This is a genomic window from Phenylobacterium sp., assembly GCF_041920015.1.
Taxonomy (GTDB): Bacteria; Pseudomonadota; Alphaproteobacteria; order Caulobacterales; family Caulobacteraceae; genus Phenylobacterium.
In genome coordinates this window covers 31,826-48,551 of the sequence record NZ_JAYRST010000019.1, presented here as the reverse complement: position 1 = coordinate 48,551, position 16,726 = coordinate 31,826, and the positions used below count along the sequence as shown (strand labels likewise).

The 16,726-nt window shown below is 68.4% G+C and carries 16 protein-coding genes; 4 read left to right on the top strand and 12 right to left on the bottom strand.

Going from position 1 to position 16,726, the window contains the following annotated elements; all coding sequences use genetic code 11:
- The first annotated feature begins 525 nt into the window (after positions 1 to 525).
- The gene (locus ACE3TL_RS06320) at positions 526 to 654 is read left to right on the top strand and encodes a hypothetical protein (RefSeq protein ID WP_374577874.1); all 129 of its coding nucleotides are present in this window, start codon (positions 526 to 528) and stop codon (positions 652 to 654) included.
- A 29-nt stretch (positions 655 to 683) separates the two neighbouring features.
- Here ACE3TL_RS06320 and ACE3TL_RS06315 read toward each other — a convergent pair whose 3' ends face one another.
- On the bottom strand, positions 684 to 1,952 hold the full coding sequence (locus tag ACE3TL_RS06315; protein WP_269628993.1) for a TCR/Tet family MFS transporter: 1,269 nt from the start codon (positions 1,950 to 1,952) through the stop codon (positions 684 to 686).
- 703 nt (positions 1,953 to 2,655) lie between these two features.
- On the opposite strand from ACE3TL_RS06315, the gene ACE3TL_RS06310 reads away from it, so the two are divergent.
- Together ACE3TL_RS06310 and ACE3TL_RS06305 are read left to right on the top strand one after the other, a co-directional pair.
- Positions 2,656 to 3,180 (top strand): helix-turn-helix domain-containing protein, encoded by a 525-nt coding sequence (locus ACE3TL_RS06310; RefSeq protein ID WP_269628992.1) that lies wholly within the window; start codon positions 2,656 to 2,658, stop codon positions 3,178 to 3,180.
- Between the two features lie 915 nt (positions 3,181 to 4,095).
- A complete protein-coding gene (locus tag ACE3TL_RS06305) occupies positions 4,096 to 4,890 on the top strand; it encodes an SDR family NAD(P)-dependent oxidoreductase (protein WP_374577873.1) in 795 nt (264 codons plus the stop codon).
- Between the two features lie 31 nt (positions 4,891 to 4,921).
- Here the strand turns inward: ACE3TL_RS06305 and ACE3TL_RS06300 are convergent, their stop codons facing one another.
- The 4 genes from ACE3TL_RS06300 to ACE3TL_RS06285 form a co-directional block, all read right to left on the bottom strand.
- Entirely contained in the window at positions 4,922 to 5,830 is a 909-nt protein-coding gene (locus ACE3TL_RS06300) for a U32 family peptidase (protein WP_374577872.1), read from the bottom strand.
- The gene (locus ACE3TL_RS06295) at positions 5,827 to 6,777 is read right to left on the bottom strand and encodes a peptidase U32 family protein (protein ID WP_374577871.1); all 951 of its coding nucleotides are present in this window, start codon (positions 6,775 to 6,777) and stop codon (positions 5,827 to 5,829) included. Before ACE3TL_RS06295 ends, ACE3TL_RS06300 begins: the two co-directional genes overlap by 4 nt.
- A 38-nt stretch (positions 6,778 to 6,815) precedes the next feature.
- The gene (locus ACE3TL_RS06290) at positions 6,816 to 7,331 is read right to left on the bottom strand and encodes an SCP2 domain-containing protein (RefSeq protein WP_374577870.1); all 516 of its coding nucleotides are present in this window, start codon (positions 7,329 to 7,331) and stop codon (positions 6,816 to 6,818) included.
- Between the two features lie 298 nt (positions 7,332 to 7,629).
- A complete protein-coding gene (locus ACE3TL_RS06285; protein WP_374577869.1) occupies positions 7,630 to 9,204 on the bottom strand; it encodes a carboxylesterase/lipase family protein in 1,575 nt (524 codons plus the stop codon).
- Positions 9,205 to 9,296: 92 nt separating this feature from the next.
- Here ACE3TL_RS06285 and ACE3TL_RS06280 point away from each other — a divergent pair, with 92 nt between their 5' ends.
- Positions 9,297 to 10,598, top strand: a complete 1,302-nt coding sequence (locus tag ACE3TL_RS06280) for a sorbosone dehydrogenase family protein (RefSeq protein ID WP_374577868.1) — start codon at positions 9,297 to 9,299, stop codon at positions 10,596 to 10,598.
- Positions 10,599 to 10,600: 2 nt separating this feature from the next.
- Here the strand turns inward: ACE3TL_RS06280 and ACE3TL_RS06275 are convergent, their stop codons facing one another.
- From ACE3TL_RS06275 to ACE3TL_RS06245, 7 genes are all read right to left on the bottom strand, one after another.
- Positions 10,601 to 11,296, bottom strand: coding sequence for an SDR family NAD(P)-dependent oxidoreductase (locus ACE3TL_RS06275; protein ID WP_374577867.1), 696 nt, complete (start codon positions 11,294 to 11,296; stop codon positions 10,601 to 10,603).
- 16 nt (positions 11,297 to 11,312) lie between these two features.
- Positions 11,313 to 12,485: an acetyl-CoA C-acetyltransferase gene (locus ACE3TL_RS06270; protein ID WP_374577866.1), complete on the bottom strand. Its 1,173-nt coding sequence runs from the start codon at positions 12,483 to 12,485 to the stop codon at positions 11,313 to 11,315.
- Between the two features lie 116 nt (positions 12,486 to 12,601).
- A complete protein-coding gene (locus tag ACE3TL_RS06265; protein ID WP_374577865.1) occupies positions 12,602 to 13,072 on the bottom strand; it encodes a VOC family protein in 471 nt (156 codons plus the stop codon).
- An 82-nt stretch (positions 13,073 to 13,154) separates the two neighbouring features.
- A complete protein-coding gene (locus ACE3TL_RS06260) occupies positions 13,155 to 14,066 on the bottom strand; it encodes a hypothetical protein (protein WP_374577864.1) in 912 nt (303 codons plus the stop codon).
- Positions 14,063 to 14,995 carry a glycosyltransferase family 2 protein gene (locus tag ACE3TL_RS06255; RefSeq protein WP_374577863.1) on the bottom strand — a complete coding sequence of 311 codons (933 nt, stop codon included), beginning with the start codon at positions 14,993 to 14,995 and terminating at the stop codon, positions 14,063 to 14,065. Before ACE3TL_RS06255 ends, ACE3TL_RS06260 begins: the two co-directional genes overlap by 4 nt.
- Before the next feature lie 4 nt (positions 14,996 to 14,999).
- On the bottom strand, positions 15,000 to 16,148 hold the full coding sequence (locus ACE3TL_RS06250) for a GNAT family N-acetyltransferase (RefSeq protein ID WP_374577875.1): 1,149 nt from the start codon (positions 16,146 to 16,148) through the stop codon (positions 15,000 to 15,002).
- A gap of 56 nt (positions 16,149 to 16,204) precedes the next feature.
- On the bottom strand, positions 16,205 to 16,702 hold the full coding sequence (locus tag ACE3TL_RS06245) for a GAF domain-containing protein (RefSeq protein ID WP_374577862.1): 498 nt from the start codon (positions 16,700 to 16,702) through the stop codon (positions 16,205 to 16,207).
- Between the last annotated feature and the right edge of the window lie 24 nt (positions 16,703 to 16,726).

Here is a 16,726-nt window from a genome sequence, read left to right as displayed (position 1 = left end):
ACCCTCGTGCCATGGGCGACCGCGCCAGCTCGATCGGAAAGCGCGCGCTCGCCCACCCCAACCATGGCGTCAGCAAACGCTGTGCACTAACATCGAAACTGGATCACCCCGTGGGGGCAGGCCACAGCCGCCCGACTGCCTCCGCAACGGTTTCAATGTTCCTATTTTCGAAAGCCGTTCGAGGCGTTTCAACCCACCTGCGCGAGCGTCTCCCGCGCACTTTCATTAACGGTGAAGGGCCCTCCCGGTTTCGGTTATTTTTGTTTTTTTTTTACCTGCCCGGGGGGGGGGGCCCCCCAATCCCGGGGGGGGACCGCGCCCTTCTTCTGCCAAGGGCCCCCGAGCTCTGCATCTTGCGTTGAGTTCCGTGTTCCACGCACAAGAGCGCTTCCCCGCCAACCAATGATCCACAGCAACAAGATGTCCCCGCGTCACCATGCCATGGTCGAGGCCAAGAGCCTTTGCCGCACGCTGCCAAGCGCCCCCTCCCCCCGTGAGCGCGCACAGGCCATACTGACGCTGTTGATGCGGGTCGAGACTTGGTCGCCCGCCCAGGAAGCCAGGATCATCGCTTTCAGCGATTGGCTGGCCACGCGGCCCCACGACGGGGTGCTGAGAGACAAGTGCAAGCAACTTCTCGCCGGCCTCAGCTGAGAGCCGTCGCAATGCGGCCGCCCTCGTCCCTAGGCTTCCTTCTCAGGAGGTTGCGCCTTCCAGAAGGCCAGCAAGACGGCAGCGACCATGAGGCCCGACGCCACGTAGAAGGCCAGCCCTGGAATCGATGAGATGGTCTCGTGGCGAACTGACCAAGCGAACACCATCCCAAAGATCATCGGCCCGGCGATCGAAGCGACACCCATCATACTTTGATTGGCGCCCTGCAACTGGCCCTGCTCCTCTGGCCGGACCAAGCGGGTCATGAGCCCCTGTAGACCAGGCATCAGGAATCCCTGCAGCGCCTGCAGAGCCGCGCCAACCAGGAACACCCATCCGTTCGCCATGGCGCCGTACCAGGCATAGCAAGCCGCGCCGGATACAGCCCCGAGCAAGATGGCGTTCCTCAAGCCAATCCGAGCGACGACGGGCCCGACCAGGACCATCTGAACAAAGACCCCAAGAACCCCGATCAGCAGAAAAGCGGCGCCCTCCATGCCGGTCGACCAACCGTAGCGGTGGGCGGTGTAGAGGACATAGATCGTGGGCAGGACCATTTGAGAAAGCTGGAAGAGAAAAGCCACGCCCGCGAGAGGAAGCAGGTCCGAGTGCGAGCGGAGCAGCCTCAAGGCGCCCAGCGGATTGGCCCGGCCCCACTCAAACCGTTTGGCGCGTCGCTCCTTCGGCAGCGACTCCGGCAAAACGAGCAGGCCATAGATCGCATTGGCGAAGGTAATGACGGCCGCGGCAATGAACGGTAGTCGCAGCCCGTACTCGCCCAGTAGCCCCCCGATCATCGGCCCCACGATGAAGCCGATGGAGAAGGCTGATGCCATCAGGCCAAAGGTCTTGGCGCGCTGATCTGGCGGTGTGACATCGGCGAGATAGGCGTTGGCGGTCGACATCGTGCTCGCCGTCGCGCCATTGAGCAGCCGTCCGGCGAGCAGCCACCAAAGGTTCGGCGCATAGGCCATGAGAAGGAAGTCCAAGCCGAGCCCGAAGAATGAGATCAACAGCACCGGCCGCCGCCCAATCCGATCGGACAGCATGCCGAGGAGCGGCCCGCAAAAGAGCTGCATCACACCCCAGCTGGTCGCGAAGAGCACGTTCCACTCAGATGCCGACGAAGTGTCGCCGCCGGCCAGCTCCCGAATAAGGTTTGGAACAATCGGCAGCATGATCCCGAACGAGATCGAGTTCATGAGAGCCGACGCGAAGATGAAGCCGAAGGCGGCCTGGCGCGGCGCCGAGCCTCTCGCCGACTGGCTCACCCCACCGGCGCTAGTCAAATCACCCATCCAAACTCCCCCCAGGCCACGTCATGGGGCTCAGGTGCCCTTGTCGCGTGCGCCAAATGTTCGGATCAGCCGCTGCTGCCGCCGCCGTACATCTCGCGGATTCGAATTGCGTTCGACAATCCGATCAGAATTCCCCCGCCAGAGCGCTTGTGAAACTCCGTTCGAAGCTTTCGAGATCTTCTTACCGTCAGTCGGGCGGGGTCGGGACTTGCTCCCGATCTCGTTCGGCCTGCTCGGCATTTTCTCCTTATTTCACTTTGGCTCCGCTCCCTGCGGGCGGAGCCAACTTTTCGACAGCGGCGAAACTCGCTCTACGTCCGTGCCGGGCGCGCCTTTTTTGGGCGCAGACCGCGCCAGTTTCCGGCGCAGCAAAATTGAGGTCGACGCGGCGCTCAGCGGAGCACTACTCAGACGACGTTGCTGGCGAGCGAAACGCGGGTCAAGCTTGCAGCCCGCTCATGCGCGCCAGATGATGGAGGCGGCGGGCGCCGTGAAGCGGCCGACGTTCAAGAGCCAGGGGCGACTCAGTCGCGAGGCGGCGAGCGCTCGGCGAGATAGCGGGCTTCGTGCTGCGAAGATTCCAACGCCCGCCCCCTCACTACCGCCCCTAGGTAAAGACGCAGAGAAAAATACAACTATACTTTGAGTCCATGCGCGCAATGCGCGAGGGTATCTATCCTCGAACGATGGCGGGCGGAGGGGTATGGACGACGCGACCCCAGGCAATGGTCTTAGCCAGGACGCCCTGCTGGCGGCCGCTCTGCGCGCCGTACGCCGGGCGCGCGGCATGCGCGCCACTGACGTCGCGCTAGCGATGGGCCTTCCCCTACGCACCTATCAGCACTTCGAGGAGGGAACGGGTCCGTTTGACCTTGAGAGAATTCGTCTGTTCTCGGAGGCGACCGATAGCGACCCGTTCGCCATTGTCGCCAGTATCTGGTTGCGGTCGCCCGAGTTTGCGGTTCGCTCGATCGACAGCAAGCCAATGGTGGTCATGATGCTGGCCCTGAGCCCATTCCAGGAGGAAATGGGCGACGACTTGGTGTTGATCGAACCGCGTGTCTGGTGGGGCGGGTTCAGGCGCCTGTTTCAGGATCTGACGGAACATGTTCGCAAGCGCGACCTCACGGCCGAGACGTGGCTTGATGAACAAGCCGGGCGATTGGGCCTGCGCTCAACCTTTCTTCCCAAGGGCCGGCGCCGCCACACAGGGGATGGCCAAGACTGACAATGGCTAAGCTCGGGCGCATAGTCACTGCATGGAGAATCGCTTCGCCATCCGGCCCGACCCAGGCGGCTTCAGTGTCTACGACCTGACGACCGGCGAGACGCTTATGATCGCGATGGAGCGGCAATCTGGCCTGTCGCGGGAAGACGCGGAGCATACCGCTACGGTCTTCAATCGAGGGGCCGACCTGCCAGCCCAGAAAACGCACTAGCACCGGTCGAACGGTTGCGCCTGCTCGCCCGTGCGCCGCCGAGGCTCTGCCCAGCCGCGACCTAGATTTGCGCCGCAGGCGAAAGCCCCTCCATCAGCCGCTGCAGTATCACCTCGACACCTCGCGGCCGCACAGGTCCAGAAAGTCGCCCCGGCGCGCCGGCGAGGTCCGTCGGCTCCTCCACGTCCGAAGTTTGCATTCGTACTTCGGACCGTGGGGCAGACCGACCAGCCTGACAGGACCAACTGTTCTCCCAGTCGGTCCAGTTCTGGAACTACCGACAGAGGCGCGAACAAACGCGAAAAACTGCGAGAACATTCGCGAACTAGCGGCGCACAAGACACGCCGTAACACTTTGATTTTTAAGCGAATTCCGTCCAGTCCATCATGGGCGCGACGGACAGCCTGGATGAGCGGAACTTCTCTGGCTTACTCATAAAAATCGGGAAGTTGGGCGGAACTGCAGCGCAAGCTTCTACGCCACTTCATCACAAAATTCGCCTGGTTTCAGCGACCGCCGGATATGGCTGCGCCAAGGCCGAGCGACGCGAGCGCCACATTGACGGCCGACAGGGCGCGCACCACGGTGACGGCTGCCGACGAAGGGCGCGGATGGCGGTTTCAGAACTCCTCGCCGAGCACGGGGCAGATCGCTCCACCGTCCCTGCCGCCGTAAGCTGATCGTCATCGGAAACGGGTAAACCATGGATAAGCCTTCAATTTTCATCAGCGGCGGGGCGGGCGGCATCGGTCTGGCGACCGCAAAATATTTCAGCGCGCGCGGATGGCGGGTCGGGATCGGCGACGTGAACCCCGCCCAGCTCGCCCAGGCCAGGGCCGAAGCCGATGTCGAAACCTTCACGCACGACGTCACCGACTATGCGGCGTGGGAGCAGGTCCTGGAGGCGTATTGCGGGCCAGACGGCGGACTGGACGTCCTGGTCAACAACGCCGGGCTGCTGACCTTCGGCTGGCTGGACGAGCAGGACCCGGCCTCGTTCGCCGCCGTGGTCGACGTCAACATCAAGGGCGTCCTCTACGGCAGCCATGCAGGCGTCAAGCGGCTCGCACGCGGAACCCACCCCTGCCTGGTGAACCTGGGATCGTTGGCTTCGCTGCAGGCGCCGCCGATCCTGGCGCTCTATGCGGCCACCAAGTTCGCCGTGCGGGGGCTCTCCGAAGCGCTCGACCTGGCCTATCTGCGGCACGGCGTTCGGGTGGCCTGCATCGAGCCTTTTTGCGTCGACACGCCCATGCTCGATGTCGACGCGCCTAGCGGCCAGAACTACCGGGCCGCCGTTCAGGCTCAGGACATCCTGGCCGTCGACGATGTCGCCAGCACCATCTGGGACGCCGTTCACGGAGAGGCCCTGCACTATCCGGTCGGCGCCGCCCCCAGCCAGATCATCTCCGAGATCGGGCCTCGCTTCGAAAGCGAAAGGGCCCGCGTCCGCCAGGCCTATGGGCTGCAGCCGCCCGCCCCGCGCCCCCGGCCGTAGCCGCCATCCAAAGCTCTCTCGCGGCCTGCGTTCACGCGTGGGCCGCCGCACGCATGCCCGCCGCGCCGGCCAGGTAGCCGCTGACGGCGGGGCCTGGCAGGCAGCTTGGGGGAAGCTCGGCTTGCAGGCCGGCGGCGTCGATCGCTCCGTCCGCGAAGCGCCTGTAGGCGGCTATGGCCCCGACCATGTCGCCGCTATGAGGCGACAGGCGCAGGGCGCCGATCCCCGCGGCCCGCAGGTCCTCGACCGAGACATCAAGGACCTGGACACCCTGCGACATCGTCATGACGCCGTTGAGAGCCAGAAAACCGTCCCCCTCCAGGGTCTCCACGGCCAGGCCGTCCGGATCGCGTTCGCATACGAACTGGCACCCGTCGCGCTGCAGGCGGTGCAGGTGGGCGTGGTGGCAACGGCCGGACAGGGCGAGCGGCAGGCGGCCGAACGAGAAGAGCTCGAGTTCGAGCTCGGGACAGGCGGCGTGGATCGCGCCGATCGCCTGGAGCGAAAGCTCGATGTTCGGGCAGAGCCGGCGGCATCCCAGCCGAACGAGCTCGGCGGCGGCGGCCTCGTTGTAGATGTTGAGGAAGGGGCCGGCCACGAACGTGGCCCCGGCCTGGATGCTGGACAGCCCGGAGATGTCGTTCAGCTCGATCAAGCCGCCCGTCAGGATCAGGTCCTGTGCTGCACGCCATTCGCGGCGGGTGATCGGGAGCGACGGGGTCGACCAGACCACCTGCTTGCCGGCGCGTTCGAGAAGGTCGGCCGCCTCGACTTGGGCGGCTTCCAGCAGCGGCGCGCGCTTGCCGCAGACGACCTCGCCCAGATAGACCCTGTCGATCCCGCTGGCCTGGGCGATGGAGCGGTAGAAATCCAGCATGACCGCAGCGGGCCAGTTGAAGAGCAGCGGGCCGAGGGTCAGCGAGAGCGGCTTCTGGTTCATCGCCAGACCTTTCGATATGCGCCTGCGGTCTCGCGCCCGCCTTCGGCGAGATCGGTCAGCAGTTTCTCGAAGGGCGCGGTCTCCTCGCCGCGTTCGAGCGCGTCGATGGCGCCGCGGAACGCAGCCGCGACCCTGGCGACATAGGCCTTGCCGCGCTGCCGGCCCTCGATCTTCACCGCGCGCACGCCGGCCGCGCGCAGCGACTTCAGAAGCCCCATGGCGTTGAGGCTGACCGGCTCCTCGAAGAGATAGCCCTCGCCCTGGGCCGTGGAGAACCGCCCCTTGCAGAGCGTCGGATAGCCCGTCGTCTCGCCATCCTCGAAGCGGTCGACCGCCAGGCCGGCCAGGCGCGGCGTGAGCACGCCGCCCGACCGGTCGAAGCTGACAGCCTCGGGCGGCGAGCAGACCCCGGACAGGTTCGGCGAGCGGCCGGTGGCGTAGGACGACAGCGCGCATCGGCCCTCGGCCATCACGCAGAGGCCGCCGAAGACGAAGGCCTCGACCTCGACCGGCGCCTCGCCGACCAGGACGGCGACCTCCTGGGCCGACAGCACGCGCGGCAGCACCACGCGCTTGACCCCATAGTTCGCGGCGTAGAAGGCGATGGCGTCCGGGGAATTGGCGGCGGCCTGGACCGACAGATGCAGGCGCAGGCCGGGGTGCTGGTCCCTGGCGTAGGCGAGGACGGCGAGGTCGGCGGCGATGAGGGCGTCGGCGCCCGCGGCGACGGCGGTGTCGACCGCCCGGCGCCAGGCGTCCGTCCCGCCGGCGCGGGCGAATGTGTTTACCGCCACCAGCACCTTGGCGGCGTGCTGGTGCGCGAAGGCGACGCTGTCGGCGAGTTCGGCGGCCGAGAAGTTCAGGCCCGGGAAGTTGCGGGCGTTGGTTTCGTCGCGAAGGCCGCAATAGACGCTGTCGGCGCCCGCTTCGATGGCGCTGCGCAGCATGGCGGGAGACCCGCCAGGGCAAACCAGTTCGATAGAGCTCATCGGGCGGCCCGGCGCATGCGCCGCACGGCCGCCCGCGCCGAACGCGAGGCCCGGTCGAGAACAGCGCCGCCGATCGGAACCAGATCGGCCACCGAAAGCTCGGCGGCCTCCAGGGCGTTGTGCAGGGCCAGGACCGCGCCGGTGTCGCCTTCCACCTGGACGGTTCGGTTGAAGAAGGCCGCATCGGCATCGAGGCTGCCGTCGAAAAGATCGAGCAGATCCTCCAGCCGCCCCTCTATGCGCGCGGTGAAGTCGCCCGGCGAACCGGCTGGCACCACCCTGACGGCGCCGTCGGCCCGGGGCGTCAGGGCGAAGGCCACCGGCCATTGAGCCGGAGCGATGAGGAAGGTGGCCGAACCATAGGCCTGGAGGCGTTCGAATACGCCGGGCTGACGGCGGGAGATGCGACGCAACGCCTGCCCCAGGACATGCTCGACAGGCGAACGCAGCGCCATCATCGGCCCGGCCAACCAGTCGGCGGACGGGGAAACGGGGCGTCGGCGGGTGCGCATGTCGGAAATCTCCTCCGCGCCGACCCTATGCACGCGCGGGTATTGCCCGAACGGCGCCGGTCAAGCCGGGCCTTGATCTGCGTCAGGGCCGAACGGCGTCGGGCCACCTGCCGACCTTGCCTTGGTCAAGGCGCGCACGCGCCAAGGGGCCTAAGGTCTTCTGGTCAGTTCCGCATGCTCTCCTCTCGCGGAGCCGCCAACGACGCCGATGCGCCGGCCCCCTCCCAAGCCCGGTCGCGGCGGAGTTTCACTGAGCCGCCCTCCCCCCACGGAGGCGGCTTTTTCTTTTGCGCCAGCTCTACTTGCCGTCCGCAACGGCTTCGATCAGGTCCAGCCGCGCCTTCCAGGGATCGGGACCGGCGACCGGGCCGGCGTTGCTGAAGTCGAGGATGCGGTCGCTGGCGGCGTCATAGGCCGGCCAGGCTGGCAGGCCCGTAGCGTTCGGGCTCCCGGTCTTGGCGAAGGCGACCCAATAGGCGCTCGCGGCCTTGGCGGCCGCAGCGTCGGCCGGCGTCAGCGCCGAACCGTACTTGGCCGCCACGGTGTCGAAGACATAGGGAATATCGGTGGCGTGCGGGGCGCCACGCCACTGGCCGCGCATGGATTCGGCGACATAGGAGAACCGGAAAGCGTAGACCGGCCGTCCGGCCCTGGCCCAGGCCTTGGCCACGAAGCGGGCCGGTTCGACCATCATGGTGTCGCTGGCCACCAGGGTTCCGATCGCGCGGACGTCGCCGCTCCCCTTGGGGTCGAAGGCCTTTTCCGCCTCGGCGCGGCGAGCGGGGCCGAAGGGGACGTAGACCTCGTCCAGCGACCTGGCCATGGAAAAGCCGATGTCCATGCTGTTGGCGCCGACCATCAGCGGCACGTCGGCCCCGCCGCCGGCGCCGTAGACCTTGCCTGGTTCGTCCACCAGGATCTGGCCGTCGATCATCGGACCGGCATAGGTCGGGGTGAACATGGCCGCCAGGTTGAGGCCGGCGATCACCGCATCGGCCGGCAACCTGCGCAGGGCGGCCAGGGCAGCGGCGTCCTCGCCCTCGATCCCGACGCTCTTGGCGAAGGCCAGGCCCACCTGCTCGCCGGAGGGCGGGCCGCCGGGCGCCTGACCGCTGACGCGGCGTCCTGGGATGAGCGCGCTGCGCCCGCCGCCCGACTGGATGATCGCCTTGTGGAACAACCCCTTGGCCGCCGGAGTGGTCAGCAGGGTGTGGATCGACGAGCCGCCCGCGGACTCGCCGAAGACCGTGACATTGCCCGGATCGCCGCCGAACGCGGCGATGTTCCGCTGCACCCATTTCAGGGCGGCGATCTGATCCATGAAGCCGTAGTTGCCCAGCGGCCCGTTCGGGCTCTCCTTGCTCAGCGCCGGATGGGCGAAGAAGCCGAAACGCCCGAGCCGGTAGTTGAAGCTGACCAGGACCACGCCCTGCCTGGCGAACTGATGGCCGGAATAGACCTCCGGCGAGGAGCCGCCGTTCACGAAGCCGCCGCCGTAGATCCAGACCATGACCGGCAGCCGCGCGTCGGCCGGCGCGCCCGCGGGGCGCCAGACGTTGAGCACCAGGCAATCCTCCGCCGGGGTCGCGCCAAGCGGGGCCGCATCGCTGGGAAACGGCTTTTGCGAGCAGTCGTGACCGTAGTCCGCGGCGGAGCGGACGCCTTGCCACGCCAGGGCCGGCTGGGGCGGGCGCCAGCGCAGGTCCCCCACCGGCGGGGCGGCGTAGGGCACGCCCTTGAAAGCCACGACCTGACCCTCGACCACGCCGCGAAGCTGGCCGCTTTCGATCCCGACCAGATCGGCCTGCGCGGCCGCGCCGCTCGCCAGGCCTGCCGCAAGCACAGCGCCGAGCGCCGCCGCCTTCTCGATCATGACGTCCTCCCCTTCCCGGTCGCCGCCGGTTCGGGCCGATTGGGTCGGGCCGTGCTAAGCTTGTCAACGCCGTTGCGCGAGGAGCCTTTGCGATGCGTTCAGCCCCCCTGCTTTCGATCCTGGCGACGCTGCTGCTGGCGGCTTGCGCGCAGGGCTCGCCGCAGCCGTTCGCCGGGTTCGGCGAGCAGCCTGAACTGCCTGCGCCGAAACAGGGTCTGATCCCGACGCTCAATGCGCGGCCGGCGGTAGGATGGCCGGCGGGCGCCGCGCCGGTCGCGCCCGCCGGCTTCAAGGTCACGCAGTTCGCGGGCGGCCTGGCCCATCCACGCTGGCTGCTGGTGCTACCGAACGGCGACGTGCTGGTGTCCGAAGCCTCGTCGGAGGCCAAGCCGCCCAAGGGGCTTCAGGATCGGATCGCCAACTGGCTGCAGAACAAGGCCGGAGCGACGATGCGGAGCCCCAACCGCATCACCCTGTTGCGCGACGCCGACAGCGACGGGACGGCCGAAACGAGGACCGTCTTCGCCCAGGGCCTGAAGCGGCCGTTCGGCATGACCCTGACCGGCGGCAAGCTCTATGTCGCCAATGACGACGGCGTGGTCGCCTTCTCCTATGCCGACGGCCAGACCAGCGTCTCCGGCCCTGGCGACAAGGTGTTCGACCTGCCCGGCGGCCCGATCAACCACCACTGGACCAAGAACGTCGTCGCCAGCCCCGACGGGACACGGCTGTTTGCGACCGTGGGCTCGAACTCCAACATCGGCGAGAACGGGATCGAGAACGAGACCGACCGGGCCGCAGTGATGGTCTATCCCCTGCCCGCCGGGCCTTTGCGGGTCTATGCCTCGGGTTTGCGCAACCCGAACGGACTGGATTTCGAGCCGACGACCGGGACGCCATGGACGGCGGTGAACGAGCGCGACATGCTGGGCGACGACCTCGTGCCCGACTACATGACCAGCCTGCAGGACGGCGGCTTCTATGGCTGGCCCTACAGCTATTTCGGCCAGAACGTCGATGCGCGGGTCAAGCCGCAGCGGCCCGACCTCGTCGCCAAGGCGATCAGGCCCGACTATGCGCTGGGCGCGCACACCGCCTCGCTGGGGCTGGCCTTCTACACGGCCGACCTGTTCCCGGCCCGCTACAAGGGCGGGGTGTTCATCGGCCAGCACGGATCGTGGAACCGCCGGCCGCCCAGCGGCTACCGGGTGGTGTTCGTGCCGTTTGCGGGCGGCAAGCCCAGCGGGCCGCCGCAAGCCTTCCTGACCGGCTTCCTCGACGCCAAGGGCCAGGCCCGGGGCCGCCCGGTCGGGGTGGCCGTCGACAAGGCCGGCGCCCTGCTGGTGGCGGACGACGTGGGCAAGGCGGTTTGGCGGGTGGCGCCCGCCCAGTAGCCTCAGACGCGGCCGACGACCGGGAGCAGCGCGCCGGTGATCGCCCGCGCCTCTCCGGAGGCCAGGAACAGGATGGCGGCGGCGAGGTCCTGGGGCGCGACCCAGGCCGAAAAGTCGGCGTTCGGCATGTCGGCCCGGTTGGTCGGGGTGTCGATGATCGAGGGCAGGACGGCGTTGACGGTCACCCCGTCGGCCTTCAGCTCTTCAGATAGCGCTTCGGTCAGCTTGTGGACGCCGGCCTTGGAGGCCGCATAGGCGCCCATGCCCATGGCCGCCTTCACCGCGCCGTTGGCGCCGATATTGACGATGCGGCCAGAGCCGCTGCGCTTCAGGTGGGGGATGGCCGCGCGGCTGGCGTTGGTGGCGGTCAGCACGTTCATCCGGAACATGGCGGGCCAGGTCTCCCAGGACCCGGCTTCCAGCGTCTCCCAGCGGAAGCCGCCGGCGACATTGACCAGGGCGTCGAGGCCGCCGAAGCGGTCGGCCACGGCGTCGATCGCCGCCCCGGCCGCGACGGCGTCGGTGAGGTCGACATTACCCTGGAAGAAGGTTTCGGGGCCGAGTTCGTCGACCACGGCGGCGCTCGGCGCGTAGTCGATCAGGGCGACGCGCGCCCCGCCGGCCGCGGCGGCGCGAGCCACCGCCGCTCCCAGGACCCCGGACGCACCCGTGATGGCGAAGATGCGTCCGGCGGCCATGGGAATCCTTAGCGCTTTAGAGGCGTTCGACGATGGTGACGTTGGCCATACCACCGCCTTCGCACATCGTCTGCAGGCCGTAGCGGCCGCCGCGCTGTTCGAGGGCGTTGAGCAGGGTCGCCATCAGCTTGGTCCCCGAGGCGCCGAGCGGGTGGCCGAGCGCGATGGCGCCGCCATTGACGTTGATCTTGTCGCGGTCGACGCCGAGCGACTTCATGTAGGCGACCGGCACCGAGCCAAAGGCCTCGTTGACCTCGAAGACGTCGATGTCACCAACGGTCATGCCGGCGCGCTTGAGAGCCCGTTCGGAGGCCGGCAGCGGGGCTTCCAGCATGATCACCGGATCGTGGCCCAGCAGCGACAGGTGGTGGATGCGGGCCAACGGCTTGACGCCCAGCTCCTTCAGGCCCTTTTCCGACACGACCATCACCGCCGAGGCGCCGTCGCAGATCTGGCTGGACGAAGCGGCGGTCAGGGCGCCGCCTTCCTGCAGCAGCTTCACGCCCTTGATGCCGTCGAGGCTGGCGTCGAAACGGATGCCTTCATCGACGGTGTGCAGGGACTTATTGCCCTCGGCGTCGACGATCTCGACCTCGACGATCTCGTTCTTGAAGTGGCCGGCCTGGGTGGCGGCGATGGCGCGCTGGTGGGACTGGAACGAATATTCGTCGATCTGGTCCTTGGTCAGGCCGTACTTCTTGGCGACCATCTCGGCGCCCACGAACTGGCTGAACTGGATGTTCGGATAACGCTCCTGCATCCGCGGGCTCATATAGTTGCCAAAGCCGTTCTGGGCCGGCAGGGCGGCCGACAGGCCCATGGGCACGCGGGTCATGCTTTCGACGCCGGCGGCGATCACCACGTCCATGGTGCCGCTCATCACCGCCTGGGCGGCGAATTGCAGAGCCTGCTGGGAGGAGCCGCACTGGCGGTCGACGCTGGTGGCCGGCACGCTCTCGGGCAGCTTGGAGGCCAGGACGGCGTTGCGCGCCACATTGATCGCCTGTTCGCCCACCTGGCCGACGCAGCCCATGACCACATCCTCGACCAGGGCCGGATCGGCGCCGGTGCGGGCGATGATGTCGTTGAGGACGACCGCGCCGAGATCGACCGGATGCCAGTCCTTCAGCTTGCCGCCCTTGCGCCCACCGGCCGTACGCGTCGCTGCGACGATATAGGCTTCGCCCATGATTTCGCTCCCGATTTCCTGCGCGTCCGCCGCGCTTGGCGAGTCATTTAGGAGCGCGACGCAGCGTAAGCCAACCGGCTTTACGCGCACGTGAAGCCGGTTGGCGGAAGGGCCGTTCAGCCCCGGACCGCGGCCTCCAGCGGGGCAATGTCCAGCTTGACCATCTGCATCATCGCCTCGGTCACGCGGCGGACCTTGGCGGGATCGGGGTCGTTCATCAACTCGCGCAGGCGCGTGGGCGCGATCTGCCAGCAGAGGCCCCAGCGGTCGCGCAGCCACCCGCATTGCTCGACGGCGCCGCCCTCCTTCAGCGCATCCCACAGGCGGTCGAGCTCGGCCTGGGTGTCGCAGTCGACCATGATCGAGAAACTGTGGTTGAACGGATCGAGGGGACCGGCCTCGATGGCCATGTAGTTCTGGTCGCCCAGGGTGAACTCGGCGATCCGCACGCTGCCGGCCGGGCCCGAAGGATTGTCGGCCATCACCGCCGACAGCGCGCCGAGCTTCGAGCCCGGAATCAGCGAGGTGTAGAAGCGGACAGCCGCCTCCATGTCCTTCTCGAACCAGAGATGCTGGGTGACCTTCATGGCGTCGTCCTCCTGGGTGAGAGCCTCGGGCGATGCGCCCGGTTCCATCCAAGGACGTGCGAGGCCCGCGCGATCCGACAGCCTATGCCGGCAAGAGAGTTCCCGGCCGGCCGGCGTCGAGCTGGAAGGTCACCGGCAGCACGCGTTCGCGCGGAGTCTGGAGCTTCAGGGCCTTGGCCGCGCGGGCGAGCGCGACCTTGCCGAGGCCCACGGGGCCGAAGCCGTCCTGCACCTTAGGATGCAGGCCGGCGCGGCGGCGCAGGACGCCGTTGGCGTAGATGACATTGGCGCGCATCAGGGCGGCCGGGGTCATGAATTCGATGGAGAGCGAGACGTTGAGCATCGGGCCGTTCTCGATCCGGTGCGGGGCGTTCTGGGCCCAGGTGACCATCGCGCCCGGCGTCAGGTCGTAGACCTCGGCGCCCTTGTCCCAGGCGGGATCGAAGGTGAACTGCTCGGCGGTCTCCTTGAGGACGATCCGCTCCAGAGTCTCCTGGCCGACATAGGGGGCTTCCACCGGATAGACCCAGACCCGCTTGCGGCCGCGCAGTTGCCAGAGCGACACCAACGGCACGTCGAGGTGATAGAACACCTGGGCGTTGGCCGAGGAGATCAGCATCCCGAGGTCGTGCTTGAAGGTCTTGCGGCCGGACTGAGCCTGTTTCTCGGCGAAGATCTCCTCGCCCAGGGCGGCGTATTCCGGGAGACAGGCGTTGGCGGCGCGCAGGTTGAGCCAGATGCGCCCGGCCTGGGCCGCCTCCAGCAGCCGCGAACCGGTCATGGCGCCGGCCGAGCCCTTGCGCCAGGTGGTCCAGGCGACCGGGTCCTCGCCCATGGTGAAGACGCCCAGCTTCTCGCGCGGATAGCGGTCGAGCAGTTCCTCGAGGCCCGCCTCGTCGAACATCGGTCGCTCGTGCAGGCCGTGACGGAACGAGAGGTTGCTCCGGGTGAAGGCCCGCGCCTTTTCCGGCGTCCAGTCGGTGATGATGCTCATGCCCCGGCCCTCAAGCCATAGAACTGAATCTTGAACGGCCCCCACCACAGGGTCTTGCCCAGGCCACGCGCGGCGCGGTCGAGGGTGAAGGCGAAGTCCGGCGCGCGGACCAGCCACTTGACGCCGGCCCAAGCGCCGAAGACCGCCGCCTGGGCCAGGCCCTGGGCCATCCAGCGGGCAAGGCCCAGGCGGTCCGGGGGGCTGGCCGCGGCGCAGGCGGCCGAGGGTCCCTGGCCATAGGCGAAGGCGCGCGCGATGGCGTAGCGCAGGGTCAGGCGCGAGGGGACGGGATCCTCCCACACCCAGGCGGCCGGCTCCCAGGCGAAGACCGCGCCGGCCGCGGCCATCTGGCCGAACAGGTAGTCGTCCTCGCCGCCGATGAAGTTGCGGAAAGCGGCGAAGGGTCGGTCGGGATCGGGCATGGCGGCGCGGCGGATCAGGCTGTCGCCGCAACCGTAGTGATGGGCGATGACGCCAGCCTCGGCCGGGCCTTCGCGCGAGAAGAAGCGTTCCAGATAGTTGCGATGGCGGACGACCTGGCGCGGAGCGCGACCGCGGACCGGGCCGAAGACGACGTCGGCTCCATAGCGGACCTGGGCCGCCAGCAAGGCGGCGAGCCAGCCCTCGGGCGCCTCCTCGTCGTCGTCGAGGAAGGCGATCAGCCCGCCGCGCGCGCGGGCCATGGCCGCATTGCGGGCGTTGGCGACGCCGGGCTCCGGTTCGTGGACATAGACCAGCGGAAACGGCGCCTCGGCCGCCAGGCGCTCGGCGAGAGCCTGGGCGGACGGAAGTTGGTCGTTGTCGACCACGACCAGTTCCAGCTCTCCCGGGTCGACCCCAGCCTGGCGGAAGGTCGAGCGCGCCGCCGTCTCCAGTCCGGCGAGCCGGCGCTGGGTCGGGATGATCAGGCTGACGCGAGGAGCGGCCATCGACTCAGAGCACCTCGGCGCCCGAGGCCGCACCGGGCCGCAGGGCGCGAGCGGCGATGGCTCCGGCCAACCCCCGCGCCCTGCCGCGGAGCGAAAGCTCGCTGGTGGCGATGATGTCGAGGCGGCGGCGCAGGCGGCCAACGGGTCCAGGACCATGGGCGCCGGCGAGGGTCCAGGCGCGTTCGGCGGCGACGGCGTGGCGGCCGCGCGGACCGGCGGCGGCCATGGTCCCCTCGCCCACCGTCCGGGTGGCAAGGGCGTAGGGCCGCTTGTAGTGATCGTGGCCAGGACCGAGGTCATAGGTCCGCAGGCCCAGGCCCGGCATGGCGGCGATGGCGCGCAGCAGGAAGATCTGGCCCGGCGACCACTGGCCCATGGCAGGATCAGTCGAGGCGATCCACGGATGGTAGACCTCGCCGACCCGCACGCCGATGTGGCCGGCCAGCAGGCGGTCGCCGCAATAGAGATTGATCATCAACCCCTGGAACGGCCCCTCGCGCATGTCGAGGAACGAGGCCAGCAGGTCGCGGGTCCATTGCGGGGCCAGGAAATCGTGGGCGCCGGTGCGGTCGAGCTGCTGGCGCTTCCAGGCCAGAAGCTGGTCGAAGGAGGCGCGGTCGAAGTCGGGTGCGCGCAGACTGAGGGGGCCGACCTCGCGGTCCAGCTTTCCCTCCAGGCGGCGATAGTTCTTGAACCGCTTGGCGCTGGCCGCGCGGATACGCTCCAGATAGTCCGGCGCCGAGCCATCGAGCTGGATGACATAGGCCGGCGCCTGGCTCGCCACCGCGTCGGCGAAGTCGCCGTACGGATCGATCAGGCTGGTGAAGCGGAAGGCCGAGAGCCCGAACTCGGCCAGATCCTGGCGGATGTCGAGCGGGCGGTCGGCGACCAGGGCGTGATAGTCGCAGAGCGGCGCGCCGATCGGCCGGGCCATGCCGCCGGGCCGGTGGTGATAGGCCAGGAAACCCACCGGAGCGGCGGCTTCGCGCCAGATCGCGACCCGGGCGTCAGGCCGCACGGCGCCGACCGCGCGCGCGAAGTCGGGCCCCATCAGCGGGCTCGAGAATTCCGGGCGCGAAGCGCAGAGCCGCCGCCAGGCGACGATGTCGGCATCGGTCAGTTCGGACGGATGGAGGGTTTCCAGTCGCAGCATCTCGAACACGGTAGCGTCTCCCGGTTAGGGAAAGTTTGCCGTGGAGGTTGCAAAACTCAGGCCGAGAAGGTGTCCCGCACGATCTTCTCCAGCCATTCGACATCGACCTCGTCGAAGGCGGCCGGGCGGTCGGAATCCACGTCGAGGACGGCGATCAGGCGGCCGGAGGCCTCGAACACCGGCACGACGACCTCGCTGCGCGAGCGGCCGTCGCAGGCGATGTGGCCGGGGAAGGCGTGAACGTCGGGGACGAGCTGCGTCCGGCCGCTGGCCGCCGCCGCCCCGCAGACGCCGCGGCCGAAGGCGATGCGCAGGCACCCGAGCGTGCCCTGGTACGGGCCGACCACCAGCTCGCGCTCGCGGGCCGGGTCGACCACGTAGAAGCCGGTCCAGAAGAAGGCCTCGAAACTGGCGGCCAGCATCGAGGCGACGGTCGCCATGCGGGCGGTCAGGTTGGGTTCGCCCTCCAGCACCGCGGCGATCTCCTCGGCCACGGCGGCGTAGCGCTCGGCCTTGACGGCCGGCAGGGTCAGTTCGTTGAAGGCTTCGGCCATGGCCGGCTATATACTGAGCCCTGT

Bases quoted from the DNA above. Each gene is read 5' to 3' on its own strand.
- ACE3TL_RS06245 (WP_374577862.1), bottom strand. From the start codon at position 16,702: ATGGCCGAAGCCTTCAACGAACTGACCCTGCCGGCCGTCAAGGCCGAG.
- ACE3TL_RS06260 (WP_374577864.1), bottom strand. From the start codon at position 14,066: ATGAGCATCATCACCGACTGGACGCCGGAAAAGGCGCGGGCCTTCACC.
- ACE3TL_RS06265 (WP_374577865.1), bottom strand. From the start codon at position 13,072: ATGAAGGTCACCCAGCATCTCTGGTTCGAGAAGGACATGGAGGCGGCT.
- ACE3TL_RS06255 (WP_374577863.1), bottom strand. From the start codon at position 14,995: ATGGCCGCTCCTCGCGTCAGCCTGATCATCCCGACCCAGCGCCGGCTC.
- ACE3TL_RS06285 (WP_374577869.1), bottom strand. From the start codon at position 9,204: ATGATCGAGAAGGCGGCGGCGCTCGGCGCTGTGCTTGCGGCAGGCCTG.
- ACE3TL_RS06295 (WP_374577871.1), bottom strand. From the start codon at position 6,777: ATGCTGCGCAGCGCCATCGAAGCGGGCGCCGACAGCGTCTATTGCGGC.
- ACE3TL_RS06315 (WP_269628993.1), bottom strand. From the start codon at position 1,952: ATGGGTGATTTGACTAGCGCCGGTGGGGTGAGCCAGTCGGCGAGAGGC.
- ACE3TL_RS06290 (WP_374577870.1), bottom strand. From the start codon at position 7,331: ATGCGCACCCGCCGACGCCCCGTTTCCCCGTCCGCCGACTGGTTGGCC.
- ACE3TL_RS06250 (WP_374577875.1), bottom strand. From the start codon at position 16,148: ATGCTGCGACTGGAAACCCTCCATCCGTCCGAACTGACCGATGCCGAC.
- ACE3TL_RS06275 (WP_374577867.1), bottom strand. From the start codon at position 11,296: ATGGCCGCCGGACGCATCTTCGCCATCACGGGTGCGTCCGGGGTCCTG.
- ACE3TL_RS06300 (WP_374577872.1), bottom strand. From the start codon at position 5,830: ATGAACCAGAAGCCGCTCTCGCTGACCCTCGGCCCGCTGCTCTTCAAC.
- ACE3TL_RS06320 (WP_374577874.1), top strand. From the start codon at position 526: ATGCGGGTCGAGACTTGGTCGCCCGCCCAGGAAGCCAGGATCATCGCT.
- ACE3TL_RS06270 (WP_374577866.1), bottom strand. From the start codon at position 12,485: ATGGGCGAAGCCTATATCGTCGCAGCGACGCGTACGGCCGGTGGGCGC.
- ACE3TL_RS06310 (WP_269628992.1), top strand. From the start codon at position 2,656: ATGGACGACGCGACCCCAGGCAATGGTCTTAGCCAGGACGCCCTGCTG.
- ACE3TL_RS06280 (WP_374577868.1), top strand. From the start codon at position 9,297: ATGCGTTCAGCCCCCCTGCTTTCGATCCTGGCGACGCTGCTGCTGGCG.
- ACE3TL_RS06305 (WP_374577873.1), top strand. From the start codon at position 4,096: ATGGATAAGCCTTCAATTTTCATCAGCGGCGGGGCGGGCGGCATCGGT.